The organism is Floridaenema fluviatile BLCC-F154 (assembly GCF_041929135.1).
Lineage (GTDB): Bacteria > Cyanobacteriota > Cyanobacteriia > Cyanobacteriales > Aerosakkonemataceae > Floridanema > Floridanema fluviatile.
This window is the reverse complement of the sequence record NZ_JBHFNS010000014.1, coordinates 1-18,460: the sequence shown is the minus strand read 5'-3', so window position 1 is coordinate 18,460 and position 18,460 is coordinate 1. Positions and strand designations below refer to the sequence as shown.

The 18,460-nt window shown below is 39.8% G+C and carries 18 protein-coding genes; 4 read left to right on the top strand and 14 right to left on the bottom strand.

What is annotated here, in order from left to right; genetic code table 11:
* Positions 1–55 precede the first annotated feature (55 nt).
* A complete protein-coding gene (locus tag ACE1B6_RS00925) occupies positions 56–1,021 on the bottom strand; it encodes a glycosyltransferase (RefSeq protein ID WP_413255352.1) in 966 nt (321 codons plus the stop codon).
* Positions 1,022–1,232: 211 nt separating this feature from the next.
* Positions 1,233–2,558 (bottom strand): ABC transporter substrate-binding protein, encoded by a 1,326-nt coding sequence (locus ACE1B6_RS00920; RefSeq protein WP_413255351.1) that lies wholly within the window; start codon positions 2,556–2,558, stop codon positions 1,233–1,235.
* Between the two features lie 155 nt (positions 2,559–2,713).
* On the opposite strand from ACE1B6_RS00920, the gene ACE1B6_RS00915 reads away from it, so the two are divergent.
* Positions 2,714–3,787 carry a glycosyltransferase family 4 protein gene (locus ACE1B6_RS00915; protein ID WP_413255350.1) on the top strand — a complete coding sequence of 358 codons (1,074 nt, stop codon included), beginning with the start codon at positions 2,714–2,716 and terminating at the stop codon, positions 3,785–3,787.
* A 141-nt stretch (positions 3,788–3,928) separates the two neighbouring features.
* Here ACE1B6_RS00915 and ACE1B6_RS00910 read toward each other — a convergent pair whose 3' ends face one another.
* The 3 genes from ACE1B6_RS00910 to psbP all read right to left on the bottom strand — a co-directional run bounded on the left by ACE1B6_RS00910 (position 3,929) and on the right by psbP (position 6,151).
* Entirely contained in the window at positions 3,929–4,738 is an 810-nt protein-coding gene (locus ACE1B6_RS00910; RefSeq protein ID WP_413255349.1) for a cobyrinic acid a,c-diamide synthase, read from the bottom strand.
* A 195-nt stretch (positions 4,739–4,933) separates the two neighbouring features.
* The gene (locus ACE1B6_RS00905; RefSeq protein ID WP_413255348.1) at positions 4,934–5,533 is read right to left on the bottom strand and encodes a Maf family protein; all 600 of its coding nucleotides are present in this window, start codon (positions 5,531–5,533) and stop codon (positions 4,934–4,936) included.
* A 78-nt stretch (positions 5,534–5,611) separates the two neighbouring features.
* The gene (psbP, locus tag ACE1B6_RS00900; RefSeq protein WP_413255347.1) at positions 5,612–6,151 is read right to left on the bottom strand and encodes a photosystem II reaction center PsbP; all 540 of its coding nucleotides are present in this window, start codon (positions 6,149–6,151) and stop codon (positions 5,612–5,614) included.
* Between the two features lie 100 nt (positions 6,152–6,251).
* Here psbP and ACE1B6_RS00895 point away from each other — a divergent pair, with 100 nt between their 5' ends.
* Entirely contained in the window at positions 6,252–6,872 is a 621-nt protein-coding gene (locus tag ACE1B6_RS00895; RefSeq protein WP_413255346.1) for a hypothetical protein, read from the top strand.
* A 76-nt stretch (positions 6,873–6,948) separates the two neighbouring features.
* Here the strand turns inward: ACE1B6_RS00895 and ACE1B6_RS00890 are convergent, their stop codons facing one another.
* The 8 genes from ACE1B6_RS00890 to trmD form a co-directional block, all read right to left on the bottom strand.
* Positions 6,949–7,740 (bottom strand): hypothetical protein, encoded by a 792-nt coding sequence (locus ACE1B6_RS00890; RefSeq protein ID WP_413255345.1) that lies wholly within the window; start codon positions 7,738–7,740, stop codon positions 6,949–6,951.
* Positions 7,741–7,852: 112 nt separating this feature from the next.
* Positions 7,853–8,635 (bottom strand): nickel pincer cofactor biosynthesis protein LarB, encoded by a 783-nt coding sequence (gene larB / locus ACE1B6_RS00885; protein ID WP_413255344.1) that lies wholly within the window; start codon positions 8,633–8,635, stop codon positions 7,853–7,855.
* A 30-nt stretch (positions 8,636–8,665) separates the two neighbouring features.
* A complete protein-coding gene (locus tag ACE1B6_RS00880) occupies positions 8,666–10,450 on the bottom strand; it encodes an ABC transporter substrate-binding protein (RefSeq protein WP_459562954.1) in 1,785 nt (594 codons plus the stop codon).
* Between the two features lie 33 nt (positions 10,451–10,483).
* Positions 10,484–10,756 carry a hypothetical protein gene (locus tag ACE1B6_RS00875; RefSeq protein ID WP_413255342.1) on the bottom strand — a complete coding sequence of 91 codons (273 nt, stop codon included), beginning with the start codon at positions 10,754–10,756 and terminating at the stop codon, positions 10,484–10,486.
* Entirely contained in the window at positions 10,740–11,231 is a 492-nt protein-coding gene (locus ACE1B6_RS00870; RefSeq protein ID WP_413255341.1) for a hypothetical protein, read from the bottom strand. Before ACE1B6_RS00870 ends, ACE1B6_RS00875 begins: the two co-directional genes overlap by 17 nt.
* Before the next feature lie 40 nt (positions 11,232–11,271).
* Positions 11,272–11,754 (bottom strand): 2-C-methyl-D-erythritol 2,4-cyclodiphosphate synthase, encoded by a 483-nt coding sequence (ispF, locus tag ACE1B6_RS00865; protein WP_413255340.1) that lies wholly within the window; start codon positions 11,752–11,754, stop codon positions 11,272–11,274.
* Entirely contained in the window at positions 11,751–12,782 is a 1,032-nt protein-coding gene (locus tag ACE1B6_RS00860) for a DUF1517 domain-containing protein (RefSeq protein WP_413255339.1), read from the bottom strand. The genes ispF and ACE1B6_RS00860 overlap by 4 nt, the downstream gene beginning before the upstream one ends.
* 214 nt (positions 12,783–12,996) lie before the next feature.
* Positions 12,997–13,704, bottom strand: a complete 708-nt coding sequence (gene trmD, locus ACE1B6_RS00855; RefSeq protein ID WP_413255338.1) for a tRNA (guanosine(37)-N1)-methyltransferase TrmD — start codon at positions 13,702–13,704, stop codon at positions 12,997–12,999.
* A 485-nt stretch (positions 13,705–14,189) separates the two neighbouring features.
* Here trmD and ACE1B6_RS00850 point away from each other — a divergent pair, with 485 nt between their 5' ends.
* On the top strand, positions 14,190–15,071 hold the full coding sequence (locus tag ACE1B6_RS00850) for a cyanophycinase (protein ID WP_413255337.1): 882 nt from the start codon (positions 14,190–14,192) through the stop codon (positions 15,069–15,071).
* Positions 15,072–15,312: 241 nt separating this feature from the next.
* Positions 15,313–17,991 carry a cyanophycin synthetase gene (gene cphA / locus ACE1B6_RS00845; RefSeq protein ID WP_413255336.1) on the top strand — a complete coding sequence of 893 codons (2,679 nt, stop codon included), beginning with the start codon at positions 15,313–15,315 and terminating at the stop codon, positions 17,989–17,991.
* Between the two features lie 35 nt (positions 17,992–18,026).
* Here cphA and tatA read toward each other — a convergent pair whose 3' ends face one another.
* Positions 18,027–18,227, bottom strand: a complete 201-nt coding sequence (gene tatA, locus ACE1B6_RS00840; protein WP_413255335.1) for a twin-arginine translocase TatA/TatE family subunit — start codon at positions 18,225–18,227, stop codon at positions 18,027–18,029.
* Between the last annotated feature and the right edge of the window lie 233 nt (positions 18,228–18,460).

Below are 18,460 nucleotides of genomic sequence, written 5' to 3'. Positions count from 1 at the left end.
CACTCATTCACGGTTGTAAAGAGAGATGACTAATGACTAATTAAATAAGCTATTTTTAGCAAAAGCTTGTAAATTCGTCAATAATCTGAACATAGTTTTTAATTAGGTGACGAAAATCAAAATTTTGTTTGGCATATTCTACAATTTCATGGCGATAAAATTGATTCTTTTCAATTAACTCCCCAATTGTATCGCCAACAATTTGTTGATTTTCTTCCGTAGCATTACTTAAAATATCATCTGGCAAAACTCGAATAAATTCTTTGTCATGTAAGTTAGCACTAGCTGATTCAGAAACAACAACGCATAAACCTGCTGCCATCGCTTCCAGTACTACGAGTGGTGCAACTTCTCCATCACTAATTAACACCAAACAGCTATAATTTGTGAGATTGGCATAAACTTGTGGTAAACTCCAAAGTCCTAAATGTTTTGTCGTCTTTCCTTCTCTAAAATCAGGATCGTCTAAAGGCCCAATCAAATCTAACTCTATCTTTCCATCGATCGTTTCTGCCAGTAATCTCTGTTGTTTTCTTGGTTGAATCCAACCTAAACAAACGGCTTTATTATTCCCTTTTTCTTTAAAATTGAATTTTTCAGTATCAATTCCGTTAGGTTGAACTTTGATATATCCAGAATATCCTTTGTTTCTAAAAAACTCTTCTGTTAGACGAGAAGGAGTAATTATCCCAGGCACGCTGATGAAAGAGGCAAAAGCTTGTTTAAATTCTTCCTCCCATCTATCTTCTTTCAATAAGTAACCATAATGGCAGGTTAAACAATATTTTCTTTGAAGTTTTTGATTAAACCTGTCTACAAAATTAATAGCGTGTGAATGGACGAAATCATAATTTCCCTCATTCAAGTATTTGATAGTTATATCAGGGTATTTTTCATTAAAAAAATCAACGGTATGTCCCAGATTTTCTAAAAATGTTTTCGATTCATTCATCAAAGTATATATAGAGTTTGATAATGGTGGTTCCGGCGCATAACCCCAACCAACGATCGCAATTTTCATGAGCGAGCTCTTTTAGTGAACAATTAAATTGAAAGAATATTCTCTTCTGATTTTTGAGCCAAGCCAAAAATGGTCGAGAGGGCAACCCGATTTATCTGCGGCATAAATCTAAAATTCATCCCCGAATATTTTATCACAAAGCAAGGTATTATTCCAAATTTGTAAAAAGAAGGGGAAGAGGTTGAGAATATTCTTTCACCTTTCCTATGATTTAGTTGGTATCCCAAATTACTTCTAGTCGCTCTTGGGCTTTTTGTAAAGCTTTTTTGGGAGACTCACCTAACAATGCTGCTTCAATAGCTCGACCAAGACTGTCTGAGAGACGGCTATATCCAGCAATAATTGGCCGATTTCCCGCCCATTTCATTTGTTCTAAAAAGACTTTTAACACAGGTTTTTGGGCGAGAAATTTCTGATAAGCTTCACTTTGGGCAGATTTGATATTAACTGGCAAAAAACCAGTTCCGATACTAAATTCAGTTTGAAATTGCTCGCTTAAAACATACTCTAAAAATTTCAGCGCTGCTTGCTCTCTTTCGGGCGTTGTTTTCATGACAAATACGTTTCCGGTGCTTCCGACTGTGGCTCTTTTTTTATCAACAGGTATGGTAAATACATCATAATCAACTTTACTTTTCATGATATAAGTCCAAGGCCCTGTCAACTGCATTGCCACACGCCCATTAATAAAATTGTCTTCCTCATAACCGCGATCTGGAAGAGAAAGTAAAGCCGAGCCATCTTTGATAAAATCTTGCCAAAATTCTAAGGCAGCGATCGCTCCTGTATTAGTCAAATCAGGACGATTATTTTCTACTAGTTCTCCTCCGGCGCTCAGCAAAAAAGGAAACCAAGTAAAAACTGTCCATTCTCCCTTACCCAATGGTAATAACATTCCATACTGTTCTGGGCGATGGTCACCATTGCGATCGATAGTTAGTTTTTTGGCAACTTGTCGCAACTCTTTCCAAGTTTTAGGAACCTCAGTAATACCCGCTGCGGCAAATAGTTTTGGTCGGTAAAAAATGGCAATGTTACCACTATAATATGGTACCGACCAAAGATGTCCATCCAGCCACAATTCTTTAATTGTACTTGGAATAATTTCTGACTTTATTGGTAACTTATCTAGCCAATCTTCTAGCGATATAATTGCTCCCAAGTCTACAAACCGACCTGTAATTTGTGGATCGGATACGAGAAGATCTGGCGGAGCATTACCGACGACTGCTGTTAAAACTTTTGGTAATTGCAGTTCGGTTCCACCAACAAATAGAGATTCAACTTTAATATCAGGATGTGTTTGATTAAATTTATCTACCAATTTTTCAAACACATCTCGATTAGCCGGAGGATTAATACCTTGCCATAGTGTCAAATGAACTATATTACTCTCTTTATTGACAGAATTTTGACAACTGGATAAAAATACTAGACACAAGCTGAGGAAAATTCCTAAAACAAAAATTTTCTTTTTGACCGCTACTGCTTGGATAACAAAGGTTATGTAATTAAGGAAAAACTTTTTTAAGATCATAAATATTATTTATTGTTAACCCAATTAACCATCAAGTTTTTTGATTCTCTATAAGTAAATTTTATTATAAAATTCTGGCTAATGATGTATACTTAACAAAAGTTAAATCAAACAATCATATAAGTAAATTTAAGAAGACTGGTGGAAATAAAATTATGCAAATATTAACAAATAAATTATTGTTTATTTCCACTCCTGTTGGTGCGTTAGGTACAGGTCTTGGAGGTGGTGTTGAATTGACACTATTCAACATTACCAAAGAGATGACGCGACGAGGATACGAGGTGGAAATTATCGCACCTTTGGGATCTGTTATGCAGCCATTTATGGTGAAAGAAATTCCTGGGGAATTACAGATACCTGGACAAACACAAACCCGTACTAGCCCAATTACGATACCAAAAAATTCTGTTTTGGCAAATATGTGGGAATATGCACGACAAGTGCAAGCTGATTATGATTTAATAGTGAATTTTGCTTATGATTGGCTTCCTTTGTATTTGACACCATTTTTTCAGATTCCGATCGCTCATCTGATCAGTATGGGTTCTTTGACAGATGCAATGGATTGGATTATTGAACAGGTAGCAACTAAATTTCCAGGTACTATTGGCTTTCATACTCAAACACAAGCAGCGACTTTTGGGTTGAAAGAGGAATATACTTGTTTGCTAAATGGTATGGATTTATCTATTTATCAGTTTTGTAATCAACCAAGTCAAACTTTGGCTTGGGTAGGTAGAATAGCACCGGAAAAAGGACTAGAAGATGCTGTAGCGGCAGCAAAAATCACAGGCATTCCTCTGAAAATTTTTGGGATGAAACAGGATGAAAGTTACTGGCAGAAGATTTTGCAATACTACCCAGATATGTCGATCGAATACATGGGTTTTTTACCTACGATCGAGTTACAACAAGAATTAGGTAAATGTCTAGCTTTGTTAGTAACTCCCCGTTGGGTAGAAGCTTTTGGAAATGTTGCCATTGAAGCTTTAGCCTGCGGAGTGCCTTTAATTGCTTATCGGCGGGGTGGTTTGACAGAAATTGTCCGGGAGGGCAAAACTGGCTTTTTGGTAGAACCGGATAGTGTACAAGGTTTGGTAGATGCTATTGGTCGGTTAAATGAAATCGATCGCTATGCTTGTAGGAAACAAGCAGAAACGGAATATTCTTTAGAGGCGATGGGCGATCGCGTGGAACAATGGTTGAAAGGTATTCTCAATAAATGATGCTCTGGTTTTAATGTTGGGATTACTGGATTAAAAATGGAAATAATTCTTTCTAGAAACAGGCTACGCGATCGCCCTTACCCAAAGAAAACCCCAGAGGTATTCCCTTGTAACTTAACCAAGGAGTATTGCCCTTGTCTCCTATTCATTGCCAAATCCTTGGGTAAAAATGCCTTCTTTTTCTGATTGGAAAATGTACTCATAGTCAAATACTAAAGACTGAGGATGGCGAATGATGGAAAATCCTAATTCGCTAACTGTATCTATGGAAAAAGTAAACATAACTAAATCGATTAGTCGTTTCTCTGGAATGCTAGGTACTTGCACAAAGTAATCATGCTTTTCAAAGAAAACTTTCTCGTGCTTGGGTACAATTATCCCATTCAACCGATGTGATTTTTGAATTGGTTTAATCAAGTTTTTTACAAAACTTGTGGGAGACTTTTGTAAAGCTGTCAATCGTTCATGTTGCGACCAACTCATTTGGAAAATCATTTTTAACAATTCAAATCCCAAAATGTAGTTGAAAACACTATTGCTTTCTTTCGTACTTAGGACTAAACGTAAAGCTGATTCTAAATATAAATCGGGCTGGCGGCGTAAATCTTGAGAGGAATGAATAAAAGATTGCCGAACATAAGTTTTTAAAACTGGTTGATTAATTTCGGTACTAATGTAAAATCTCCGCAAATATTTTTCTAATTGTTGTTGCGCGTCTCGATCTTCTAACATTCGCGAAACTAAGCCATCGGCTGTGTAACTATCTAAAAAATCCGCCTGTACTTCTGGCGAAGCAGCACATAATAAATGACACAAAGATAAGACATAGCGACGCTGTTCCCAAGGTAGACTTTCAGCCCATTCTCTGGCTGGTGGTGGTAATTTTTCCAGCATACTTTTGGCGGTATTGGATTGAGTAATATTAATTGTTAGAGAGTTGAGTTCAGTCATAGCCCGCAACTAGGGATAGATTAAGAAGAATTTAAATAAGAATATTACTAAGGCGAAAAATGTTTACTGCTTGCAGCCAAAAAACTTGCAAAAGTAATACCACAGCAAGTTTCACCTTAGTCCTACTCCATCTACCACTAGTATTCCCAGATTTTGGCAAATAAACCCACTTTTAGATTTAACTATTTTTAACAATTAAGTTGCTTGCGAATGCCAAAAGTCGGTAACATCGTATCCGAGTTCATCTAACATCTGACGCAGTAGAGGTAAGCTGAGCCCGATCACGTTGCTGTGACAACCAGAGATTTTTTCGACGAAAAGACCTCCTTTACCTTCTAATGCAAAGCATCCTGCACATTTAAGGGGTTCACCTGTGGCGACATAAGCGGCTATTTGCCGATCGCTAACCTCTGCAAAATAAACCTCACTCACCTGACAACGGACTAAGGTTTTACTCTGTTGTAAGTCAATTAAAGCATGACCTGTTAATAATTCGCCAACTTTTCCCCGCATTTGTTGCCAACGGGCGATCGCTTCACTAGCATCAGCTGGTTTTCCGTAAATTTCTCCCTCAATCGCCAAAACTGAATCACAACCTAATACTAACCCCTCCGTTTGTTGCGCCGCTACAGTTTCCCCTTTTCGCAACGCCAAAATTTTCACTAATTCTTTAGGATCGCTAACATTCACCAACGACTCATCAAAATCACTCGGTAAAACAATCGGATCGATTCCCACATTTTGTAACAGACGAAGACGCGCCGGAGAAGCTGAAGCTAAAATAAATTTTGGCATTTTGTTACTAGTCGTTTGTCATTTGTCATTAGTCATTGGTCATTAGTTATTGGTGATAACAAATGACCAATGACTAATTTAATAAACTTGGAATGAATCAACAACTTGTTGGAACTGATCTTTTACTTTTTGCCAACGCTTTTCGGTAGTTGAAGCATTAAAGGTGTAAAGTTTACCGTGACTCATCACTACACTAGCGAGATTATGCCTTTCTTGGTTTGGCAATTGGACAGCATATTCCAAAAGGTAATAAGTTTTTCCCGCACCTTCTTTTGCTTCTGCGTTAACTAATTCTGCTTCTCTTCCCGATCCCGGAGGTGCGATCGCACTTTTTGATAATTTGTATCCTACCTCACCAGGACTTCCCAATTCTTGAAGCGTTTTCCCAGATATTACCGGACTAATTACCACACTCACATTTTCTGTTTCTTCAATTAAATCACGAAATACCACATCAGGGCCATTTGCTACTTGCACTGGAATCCAACCATTAGGATATAAGAACTGGTACCCATCGCTGGTATCAATATAGCTTTTCAACCCGCCTGTTGCTGAAACACAACCACTTAAGGTGACAGTCAGAAAAACTAATAGTAATGCGATAACTCGTTTGATCATTTTTTAGATTTCCTTTATGAATGATGTAATTTTCTAAGCGGTTATATTTTCCCATTTATGGGACACTTTTTTAGAATTAACAATTTTCGGAGAGTAGATAATGCTGATTACTAGCGAAATTAGATGGTTTTATCAAGGTACAGTACCCCCAGCTATTGAAAGTTGGTTTGCTGCAAATGTGCTTAAGGAAAATTATCAAACTTATGAAGATCGAGAAGATTGGTACTTACTAATACCTGGATGTGAATTTTTGGGGGTAAAACTACGCCAACAGCAGTTAGAAACTAAGTTGCGCGTCTCAGATTTAGGAGTTTTGCAGTTAAGAAATAATATCATAGGTGCAGCTGAAAAATGGATAAAATCTACTTGTGAAGATGCGAAATTAGAGAGTTTAATTACTCCAGATGTAATTGTTAAAGGTCAGTGGGTGAAAGTGGAGAAAGTGCGATCGCAAATTCGCTACTTAGTTGATGACGATCGTAGCTTAACTCCCGCTTCCACCGAACAAAATTCTCAAGCAGGTTGTAATGTAGAACTTACCCAACTAATTGTTAATCATAACCCTTGGTGGACTTTAGGTTTTGAAGCTTCAGGAACAGACGACAAACTAACATCCTGTGTGGAAACTGTAGCCAAAAAAGTATTACAAACCTTCCCCGAACAAAGATTAAACTTGGTAGATTCCTATGCTTATCCCAAATGGTTATCTGTTTTTGTTTAATTGATTGGATGAATTTTAAATTTGTTTTTTTTACCACAGATATCCACAGATAAACACAGATGAACACAGATGTTTTTTATTTAACGCTTTGCCAAAACCAATTTTCTCTAAGTCTTCTCCTCCCCAGTAAAGTTATTTCTGACCCATCTGAACGGTAAACAAAACCTTTAATCCCTTGAGAAAAACGCGATCGATCTTGACAAAAAAAGATTTCCGTCGCGTTTTTCTGCTGTTTAACAACTATTTTTCGATTCGGACAACCAACCAAATAACGATATTTACAAGGCAGTTTAATTTCCGATACTTGATTATTACTTGTGTCTGCTGACAATTCTCCCGTTTCTACCATAATAGCTACTTCTTTAAATGAGGCAAAGTAGCGATCGAAAGTTGCCAAAGTCGGATTTGGTACATTCAATAACTGAATTGCTATCAGAGTAAATAGGCTAATTACAAAAGGTAATATAACTTTTTTTAAATCCTGCCTTAACTCTAAAAAAGCATAAATAGGCCAGATAACTATTAACGGCAAAAATAACAAATTATCGCTAATTCCTTGCTGTAAATAACTTAAAATAAAAGCCATTAAAATAGCTATAAATAACATATAAAAAGCTACTTTTAACAAAATATTAAAAAACAAACTAAACCGAATTGCTAATGAGTTAGGTAAATCACCTTTAAACTTCTTCGCCAAGTAAGGAGGCCAATAAAATAAGACCAATAAAAACAAGAAATTAACCCAAAATAAACCGAAAAATTCCCCCAGATCGCATTTAAATCTGCGGAAAATCAACTCCAAAAAACTAACAATCAATACAATTAACGCCACCCGCAAAACCAGAAAATTATTAGCGGAAGTTCGCATATATTTAGAAAATTGAAATTATTTTGAACCGCTCTAGACACAGAGGACACAGAGATCAGAAATGAAACTTTTCCCAGTCCCCAGTCCCCAGTCCCCAGTCCCCAGTCCCCACTCACTCAGCCATTAAACTAATCTTACGCGCCGTTCTCAAAATTTGTCCTGCCAAAATTGCTGCGCCAAAACCATTATCAATGTTCACCACACCTATTCCCGCAGCACAAGAATTCAACATTGTCAATAGTGGGGCAAGACCGCCAAAACTTGCGCCGTAACCAACGCTAGTCGGAACTGCAATCACCGGACAATCTGCCAAACCTGCCACCACGCTTGGCAAAGCGCCTTCCATTCCCGCCACCACAATTAGAACATTAGATTGGGCGATAACGTGACGGTTACTCAGCAAACGGTGAATTCCGGCGACTCCCACATCCCAGAGACGCTGTACCTGAAAACCGCAAAGTTCGGCGGTTACTGCGGCTTCTTCTGCTACTGGTAAGTCAGCTGTTCCCGCGGAAAGAATGCCAATTGTCCCGGAATATTGCGGTTCTAAAGCAGTGAGAACGGTGGCACAAATTCGGGCATTTGGGTAGTAGTAAAGATGAGGAATCTTTTCTTGAATTTCGGCGTAAACTTCGGGAGTAATTCTAGTTGCCATTACTACCGGATTTTGTTGTCGCATTACCCGGAAAATTTGGGCAATTTGATCGGGTGTTTTACCGGGTCCCCAAATTACTTCGGGAAACCCGGTTCGCAGTTGTCGATGATGATCGATTTTGGCAAAATCACCCACTGATTCAAAGGCAAAATGCTTGAGTTTTTCCATTGCCATATCTGGGCTAACTCTACCACTTGCAACTGCTTCTAGTAGAGATTGTAATGTTTCGGGTTGAGACATTCGATTTCCGATTTGCGATTTTATCGATTACTAATTTTCGCTTAATGTGAGTTCGTGAATATTCCAGAATGCGCCGCCTAATGCTGAGTATTTTACTCCTTCAATTCGATCGCGCACAGCTGCCAAGGATAAAGGATTCACCAAGTAAATAACTGGCACTTGTTCCTGCACAATATTCTGAAATTCCGCATAAATTTCCTTACGCTTCGTTTCGTCTAATTCTTGTGCTCCGGCAATCATTAAGCGATCGATCTCTTTCTCCCAATCAGAAACTACCCAACCCTTAATCGGCGGTTCACCTGGCGCTGGCCCTTGGTTAAAACTATGTAACCCACCTTTGCTATTCCAAACATTAGCACCATCATTTGGTTCCACTCCTCCAGTTAATCCGAGTAAATAACTTTCCCAATCTCTAGTATTAGAAAGTTTATCTACCAAAGTGCCAAAGTTAATCGGTGTAAAGTCAACTTGAATGCCTATTTTACTCAAATCTTGCTTGATTTGGGCTCCCATTGCTTCCCGAATTTTATTACCGCTATTCGTCATCAATGTGAAGCGGACACGATTACCATCCCAATCTAATAATTGACCTTCAGCGTTATATTTAAATCCCGCTTTTAAGAGTAATTGTTTGGCTTTTTCGATATTGTAATCATAAACCTTTAGCCCTTTTTCAGGAGGTAGGTAATAAGGACTTTGCACCGAAATTGGAGAATTTTGGGGTTCACCTAATCCGCGGAAAGTATTGTTGATCATGGTTTGGCGATCGATCGCATAAGCCACCGCTTGGCGAAACTCCTTAGTATTAAACCACCGCGACTTCACTGGATTTACTATTGGGTTTCCCTTAGCATCTTTCGCTTTATTCAAATTAAATGAGATAAAAGTTGTCCCGGAAGCAGGGCCACCATTATAGATCGAGAAATTCCCTCGTTTTTCTTCTCGTTTGACTAAAGAAAAAATGTCCGGTGATACAGATATTGAATCCAAACCTCCCGAACGGAACTGCATTAAAGAAACATCAGTGGATTCAACAATTTGCCAAACCCATCTTTCAATATATGGTTGTTGCTGACCTTGGCTACCTTTCCGCCAATAATAAGGATTACGACGAAAGATTATCCGCTGACTTGTATCATATCTTTCTAAGGTGTATGGCCCATTAACTACTATTTCATTAGGTGGTGTATTCACTCCCCAAGTGGTTAGAAATGTAGGTTTACCATCTTGGTTTTTCCTATTAACATATTTTCTTAAAATATGTGCAGGTAATATCGGCACTCCAGTTACTCTTAAAAATGGGGCGAAAGGTTCAGGAACCGTAAATTCTATTCTCCGATCGTCTAATTTTTTTACTGTTGGTAAAGCGCGACTTTCACCAATTCTTAATACATCTCTGGTATCAGTAGGAATTGCTTCATTCAAGTAGACTTCATTATAAGTAAAAATTACATCATCTACCGTTAATGGTTTCCCATCTGACCATTTTAAATTCGGTTTGAGAGTAAAAACTATCTTTTTCTTATCTTCCGAAATTCTCCAAGATTCTGCTAAAGCAGGTTCAATTTTCCCAGTTAAACTATTCTCTGTCACTAACCCTTCAAACATCACGCTAGTAGGACTAGGCGCTTCTTGAACAAATGGTGGATTAAAAGTTTTTGGATCGCTAAGTACGCTAGTTACAATTTGCGGAACTTCAGCACTTGCACTTTTTATTCTTAAGGCGTTACAACTGGTAAGTGCGATCGACCCAATGAATAACAAAACTAAGAGAAATCCTGAAAATCTAGTTCGTTTAATAGCCGAGTATTTCATCATTTATCTTCTCTAAAAATTAGCTAGTAAAATCTAATTCGATTCTAACCAACCCAGAAAATTTTGGGTTCGGCTAAAATAACTTATACCTGCATCACGCAGAACTTGTTGAACTGCTGGCGTACCAAAATCTCTAGTGTTTCCACTCAGAAATACCTTGATTTCATCTGGATGTAAAGCTGCATGATTTAATATGGATTTGATAATCAAATTATCTACAATATCATCTTTAATCATCAAACTCTCCGGTTGTGAAAGACTTATTTCTGATATCTCCTGAAGTGTATCTTCATTTAAGGTTATCATTTCCGCTTTCCAGCACTACCTCAGATTTTGTTGTTCCATCTGCTAACAGTTGTAATAAACCAATTTCTTCTACTCGATCTGATGCAGGTGGCTTTTCTGATTTCCAGTGATAAGCTAAATCTCGTAACCATGCTTCCAGCAATGTTTCAAAATATGGATCGAAAATTTGTTTAGTAGCAAATTCGGGGTCATAGTAGCTAAGTATGTCCGCAGTTTTGAGAGTCAGCAAAGGTTCCGAAATATTAACACTTTCTCCTGAAAAAATCTCAATTTCTGACAAATCAGCTAACATTACAAAAGAGATAGATCGATTCCCAGATTGCCAGTAAGACTTTAGTTGAGAGAAAGCTTGCTGTTTTGCTTGATGATTTTTAAATCCTAAAGCTTTTACCTCAGCAATTAAAATTGCTTGTTCTTCACTATTGTAGGCGATAACATCTATCTGTCTTTGGGGGATAAAATTTGCCGTTTCCATTACTTTCATCCTTTTAGCAAATCTCAGTTTTTAAAGCGACTTAATCAGCGGTTACAAGTAAAGCTACAGAATAAGCAGAAATTCCTTCTTCTCTTCCCTCTGGGCCTAATTTTTCGTTAGTGGTGGCTTTAATGCCAATTTGGTCAGGTTTTAATTCTAAAACAGCTGCTAAGCGATCGCGCATTGCCAAAATATGCGGCTTCAATTTCGGACGTTCTGCCACAATTACCGAATCAATATTACTAACTCGCCAACCTTTTTCTCGAATCAGTCGATCGACCTGACTTAACAACATTAAACTATCCGCCCCCGCCCATTTTGAATCGCTGGGCGGGAAATAATGACCGATATCCCCCAAACTTAACGCCCCCAGCATTGCATCCATAATCGCGTGAGTCAGAACATCAGCATCACTATGCCCTAATAATCCCATTTCGTGAGAAATCTGGACACCTCCCAAAATTAAAGGTCGTCCAGATACCAATCGATGAATATCGTAACCGTTACCTATGCGAATGTTCATGCCAGTTGCATCATATTTGCGTACTCACTTAACATTTCATCATAAGTTAGGCTTTCTGTGTCAGATTGGGGAGTCCAAAGTAACTCAAATACCGAAAGATATTCTGGTGGAGTAGCCGCAATTTTTTCTAATGCTTGCTGCAAATCTTGGGTTGAGTAGACATCGCCAAACAAAGGGCGATCGTTTTCCGTACCAATTAATAAAGTAACAACAATGTAAGTTCCCGGTTCTCGATCTGGTTTCACATCTTGTTGCAATCGGCGAACTTTTCCCTTAACATTAGTCAGAGTTTCCGCACTAAATTTGCTGCGTTCTTCGATCGAAATTTGATTGAAAACTTTTTCCGCTTCTTCCCGATTCTTCACAGTTTTGGAACTAGCAGAAACGTGCGTCCAATTTTCGGGAGTTCGCAACAATGCTAAGACAGTTTCCTGCATTAATTCGGTTAATCCTTCAGGAGTACTAGTATCAATTTGCAAGCTTAAATCTGTTAGCTGTTTCTGCACTACATGAGCTTGAGATAATAACCCAATTTGCACTTTACTGACAGTAACAATATTATTATCTAACTCTTTGTTACCCGTTGAATAAGTTACTATTTCATCCCCAGAAATGTTACTGCTTCTAAAGGAGTTTTTCAGTGCAGAGACGATCGCCCACCCCACAATTGCCAGAATCAAAATTAACACAATTAGCGGCAAAGGTGAATAGGAATAACCGTAACTACCACCATAATAACCACCAGGCGCAACATATACATTCGGTCTTGAATAAGTAGGGCTACTGCGATAACCTCCTGAATCATTATCAGAATATCCTCTACTACGACTCGGCGCACTGCGGGAAGGCGAAGACCTCCGAAAAGAACCCCCTCCACTGCGCCCCCCAGCACGTCTAGCTAATGCTTCTTGACCAACATTTAAATTTACTTGTTTCTGGGTTGGCGTAAACTCAATGTTGACTGCGTTAACTAGCAAAACCGAAAGGGCAGCTGTACACCAAAATTGCAACTTAGATTTACTCTTCATATTTCAAATTCAGAAGTTTTACTTCAATCTTAACTTCTTCATTTAAGTTGCCCTTACTTTCGTAGATCGGTGGTTTTCTTAACACTTTTTTATATAAATTACTTCCGGCGACAGATGTCACTTCAAACTTAACCAGGATTGATTAATTTATTTGGTAAGGAGAATTAATTCCGAGATCTGGTAAATCAGCAAATACTAGTCAAAGCTTGCCTGCTTAATCAGCAGCTTCCCCGCTGGATTGTTGTAACCAAATCTCATACAAATCAGGACGACGTTGGCGAGTTCTCTCAATTTGTTGTTGCCGTCGCCACCGGGCAATTTCCCCGTGATTTCCTGATAATAATATATCCGGGACTCGCCAACCGCGAAATTCTGGCGGGCGGGTGTACTGAGGATAATCTAACAAAATAGCTTCAAAACTCTCGGCTTTCAAAGATTCTTCTTTACCCACCGTTCCTGGTAGCAATCGCACTACGCCATTAATTAAAGTTAATGCGGGAATTTCTCCACAAGTTAAGACAAAATCTCCCAAAGATACCTCACGAGTTACCAAATTTAACACTCGTTCATCCACGCCTTCGTAATGACCACAAATTATCACCAGTTGGTCAAAATTTGTCGCCAATTCTTTCAATAATGGTTGATTGAGAGTTTCCCCTTGGGGGGTCATTAAAATGACATCCCGTTTTGGTAAAATTGGTAAAGATTCCACAGCAGCAAAGATCGGTTCTGGCTTCATTAACATTCCCACGCCACCACCGTAAGGTTCATCATCTACTCGTCGATGCTTATCTGTGGCATAATCTCTGGGATTGACCAGATTTACAGCAGCAATCTGTTTCGCTAAGGCTTTTCCCAACAACCCGGAACTCAGCGGGGAAGTGAAAAAATCAGGAAACAGGGTAACAACATCTATTCGCACAATTTTACAATTTGAAAGGAACAATTGTCTAGTTTAGCTACAAAAGTTACCGAAGTATCACAATAATAGTGTTAAGGATTGAGACTCATTACCAATTCGTTTAATTAGCAGTGTGACATGACCTGGGAGTGTGAAATCATCATAAAATCTGAATATTTTATCGTCTCGATCATCTGCGATCGTAAGATATGAATAATTTTGTAAATATTGACTAATTTCTGACAATGACGGACAAAAAAATTCATAAATGTTTAATAATAGGTTTAATAAACGACCATTATGTGTTAAAGATTACGATCTAGAGCGATAACCATACCAGTACTGAGTTCTGAGTAGGGAGTTACTTACTTTACGATCGTTTGCTTTCTCGTCTAATCACAGGAGATGAGATGGCTTCTGAAAAGGACTCAGGACTAAAAAAGAGGAGAACAATTTTGTCAAGTATGGCTTAAAACTCAAGTTAACCGGAGAAGAGGAAACATAAAATGCTGCAATTAGAAGTTCAAGCACAAGAACAAAGAAAACCCCAACCGATGAAAACAGCTGTAATGGTAATTGGTGGTGCCGAAGATAAGGTACATGGCAGAGAGATTTTACACGCTTTCTTTAATCGTTCTGGGGGAACTGATGCTCAAATAGCTATCATACCATCAGCTTCCCGCGAACCTGCAATTATTGGCGAAAGATACCGTACTATATTTCAGAATATGGGGGCGAAGCGAATTGAGTTGTTGGATATTCGCGATCGCGTCCAGTGCGAAGACTCCGCTTACCATGAATACTTGGAAGTTTGTACGGGCGTATTTATGACAGGTGGAGATCAGCTGAGATTATGCGGATTGCTGGCTGATACGCCTTTTATGGAAAAATTACGTTTGGGAGTTTGGCAAGGTAGACTAACTTTAGCCGGAACGAGTGCCGGGGCAGCGGTGATGGGACACCACATGATCGCAGGTGGTGGAAGCGGCGAATGTCCTAACCGTTCTTTGGTAGATATGGCAACAGGTTTAGGTTTTTTACCAGAAGTGATTGTCGATCAACATTTCCATAATCGAAATCGCATGGCAAGATTAATGAGTGCTGTGTCTGCTCATCCCGATCGCTTGGGCATCGGCATTGATGAAGATACCTGTGCTTTATTTGAAGGCGATGGGATTATTCAAGTTTTAGGAAAAGGTACAGTCACCATTGTCGATCCCTCCGAAATGTCTTACACTAATCAACCCTACATTGGTGCTACCGATCCAATCAGTATCTATAATTTGAGGGTTCACATTCTTAGCTATGGCGATCGCTATGATATGCGAGAACGGAAAATAATTCCTTCTCTAGGTGAAGGATGCGTAACCGATCAAACACGAACATAAAATTACTACTTTTGTTCGTTTCTCCTCTGACTGAAAATGCTGAATATGGGTGCTAGCTATTACTCTGAACTAGTAGTATTTTTGACATTGCAGGTTAAATTACTTCTTTAACATAGGAAGGAAAAACAGAAATGTCAGCAAGAAAATGTTACTAGCGAACAGTTTAGTGAAGCCGCTGAATTGGAAACTAGATAATTGTGTTTATTGCTGTCCTGCTGCTCAATGACTCTCGGATACTGCCATGAAAATTCTTAAAATCCAGACGTTACGCGGTCCTAACTATTGGAGCATTCGACGACACAAACTTATCGTGATGCGTCTCGATTTGGAAGAACTTGCCGATCGCCCGTCAAACGAAATTCCCGGTTTTTATGAGGGATTGGTCGAAGTTTTACCTAGCTTAATAGAGCATTTTTGTTCCCCAGGGTGTCGCGGTGGTTTCCTAAGTAGAGTCAAAGAAGGCACGCTGATGGGGCATATTGTCGAACATATCGCCCTAGAACTACAAATGTTGGCAGGCATAGAAGTGGGATTTGGTCGGACTCGCGAAACGCCTACATCTGGGATATATCACGTTGTAGTTGAATACAAGGACGAACAAGCTGGTCGCTATGCAGTGCGGGCAGCGGTAAGGTTGTGCCAAAGCTTGATCGACACAGGTAGTTATCCTGCTTCCGAATTAGAGCAAGACCTGCAAGATTTGAAAGAAATGGCGGCGGATGCTGCTTTAGGGCCTTCTACAGAAACAATTGTTAAAGAAGCAGAAATTCGGGGAATTCCTTGGACAGCTTTGAGTGCCCGTGCTTTGGTGCAATTTGGTCAGGGGGTATATCAAAAGCGGATTCAGGCTACTCTGTCGTCGCAAACGGGAATTTTAGGTGTAGAACTAGCTTCGGATAAGGAAAGCACCAAACAAGTTTTGCGGGAAGCGGGAGTACCTGTTCCCAGAGGAACGGTGATTAATTTCTTGGATGAGTTGGAAGATGCGATCGCAGATGTGGGCAGCTATCCAATTGTGATCAAGCCGTTGGATGGAAATCACGGTCGCGGCATTACAATTAACATTGGTTCTTGGGAAGAAGCCGAAGAAGCTTACGACGCAGCGAAGGAAGTTTCTAAAGCGGTGATTGTGGAACGCTATTATCAAGGACGGGATCACCGGATTTTAGTTGTCAATGGTAAAGTTGTCGCCGTTGCGGAAAGAATCCCCGCCCATGTTGTCGGAGATGGGAAATCAACGATTCAAGAATTGATTGATGAAACTAATCGCGATCCGAATCGGGGTGTGGGACATGATAATGTGCTGACGCGGATTGAACTCGATCGCACTTCCTGGCAATTGTTAGAAAAGCAAGGTTATACCCTGGAAACAGTTTTAGCAAAAGAGGAAATTTGTTATCTGCGGGCAACGGCTAATTTGAGTACTGGGGGGATTGCGGTCGATCGGACCGATGACATTCACCCGGAAAATATTTGGATTGCCCAAAGAGTCGCCAAAATTATCGGCTTGGATATTGCCGGAATTGATGTGGTGACAGATGATATCACCCGTCCGTTAAAGGAAATGGATGGGGTAATTGTGGAAGTGAACGCTGCGCCCGGATTTAGAATGCACGTCGCGCCGAGTCGGGGAATCGCCCGCAACGTTGGGGCAGCGGTAATTGATATGCTATACCCCCCTGGCGCACCTTCCCGCATCCCGATTTTGGCAGTTACAGGTACGAACGGGAAAACTACAACTACTCGCTTGTTGGCGCATATTTGCCGCCAAACAGGTGTGGTGGTGGGATACACGACGACTGATGGCACTTACATCGGGGATTTCTTGGTGGAAAAAGGTGATAACACTGGGCCCCAAAGTGCTCAATTGATTTTACAAGACCCAACGGTAGAAATGGCGGTGTTGGAAGCTGCTAGGGGTGGGATTTTGCGATCGGGATTAGGATTTGATGCCTCAGATGTGGGTATTGTCCTGAATGTCGCCGCGGATCACTTGGGAATTGCTGATATTGACACGGTAGAAAAGTTAGCTCACGTTAAAAGTGTGGTAGCAGAAGCGATTCACCCCAATGGCTATGCTGTACTCAATGCTGACGATCCCTTAGTTTCGGCAATGGCGCAGCGGACAAAGGCACAGGTAGCTTATTTTTCGATGAATCCTGAGTCGGAGTTAATTAAAGAACATACTCGTTCTGGGGGAATTGCCGCAGTTTATGAAAATGGCTATATCTCAATTTTGAAGGGCGATTGGACGATTCGGATCGAACAAGCAATTAATGTTCCCTTGACAATGGGCGGGAGAGCACCTTTTATGATTGCTAATGCGTTAGCGGCTTGTTTAGCGGCATTTGTCCAGGGAATCAATATTGATGTGATTCGATCGGCAATTAAGACTTTCCGCGCTTCCAGCAATCAAACGCCAGGGAGAATGAACTTGTTTAACTTGGGTAAATATCATGCTTTAATTGATTATGCCCACAATCCCCACAGTTACGAGGCTTTAAGCAGTTTTGTTCGCAGTTGGCCCGGTGAAAGAATTGGGGTAGTGGGGGGCCCTGGCGATCGCAGAGATGAAGATTTTGTTCAGTTAGGGAAGTTGGCGGCGCAGATGTTCGATCGAATCATCGTCAAAGAAGATGATGATAACAGAGGCAGAGAAAGAGGCGACGGCGCAAGATTAATTATTGAAGGAATCAAGCAAGCTAAATCAGATTTTAATTACGAAACAATTCTCGATGAAACAAAAGCGATTAATACCGCTTTAGATAGTGCGACTGTCAACAGTTTGGTCGTAATTTTACCCGAAAGTGTCAGTCGTGCTGTTAGCTTAATTGAAGCCCGCAATCCCATCCCTGATGCAGTAGAACAATCGGCAAAGGTAGAATCTAACAATGCCGTTACTTCGTCAGTAGGGAATTAGAAAAGGCAGAAGGGAAGAAAGGAAAAAGTAAAAAATTATTCTCCTTTGTTTCCCTTCTCCTCTGCTTCCTTGCTCACCTGTTCTTCTGTTCCCTGCTGAGTTTTGTTCATTTCATCTTTGAAACCGCGTAAAGTTTTACCTAAAGCACTGCCCATTTCCGGGATCTTTTTTGGGCCGAAAATTAGTAGGGCAACTACAGCAATAATGCCAATTTCTGGTAATCCTAATCCAAACATTTGTGCCTCCTAAAAAGTAGCTTTACTAATAGTTTATCCTGATTAGGAGCGTTAAGAATTTTTTAAACCGCAATAGTTAACTTTGATTACAGTTTATCTCAATGTCGCAAGAAGACTCCCGTTACACCCGACAGGGTTAGCGGGAGATGAATTGCGACCAAGGACTCAGACTGAGCGTAGCGAATCAATATAATTTGACGCTGACATTTTCCCAAGCTATACTATTACTAATT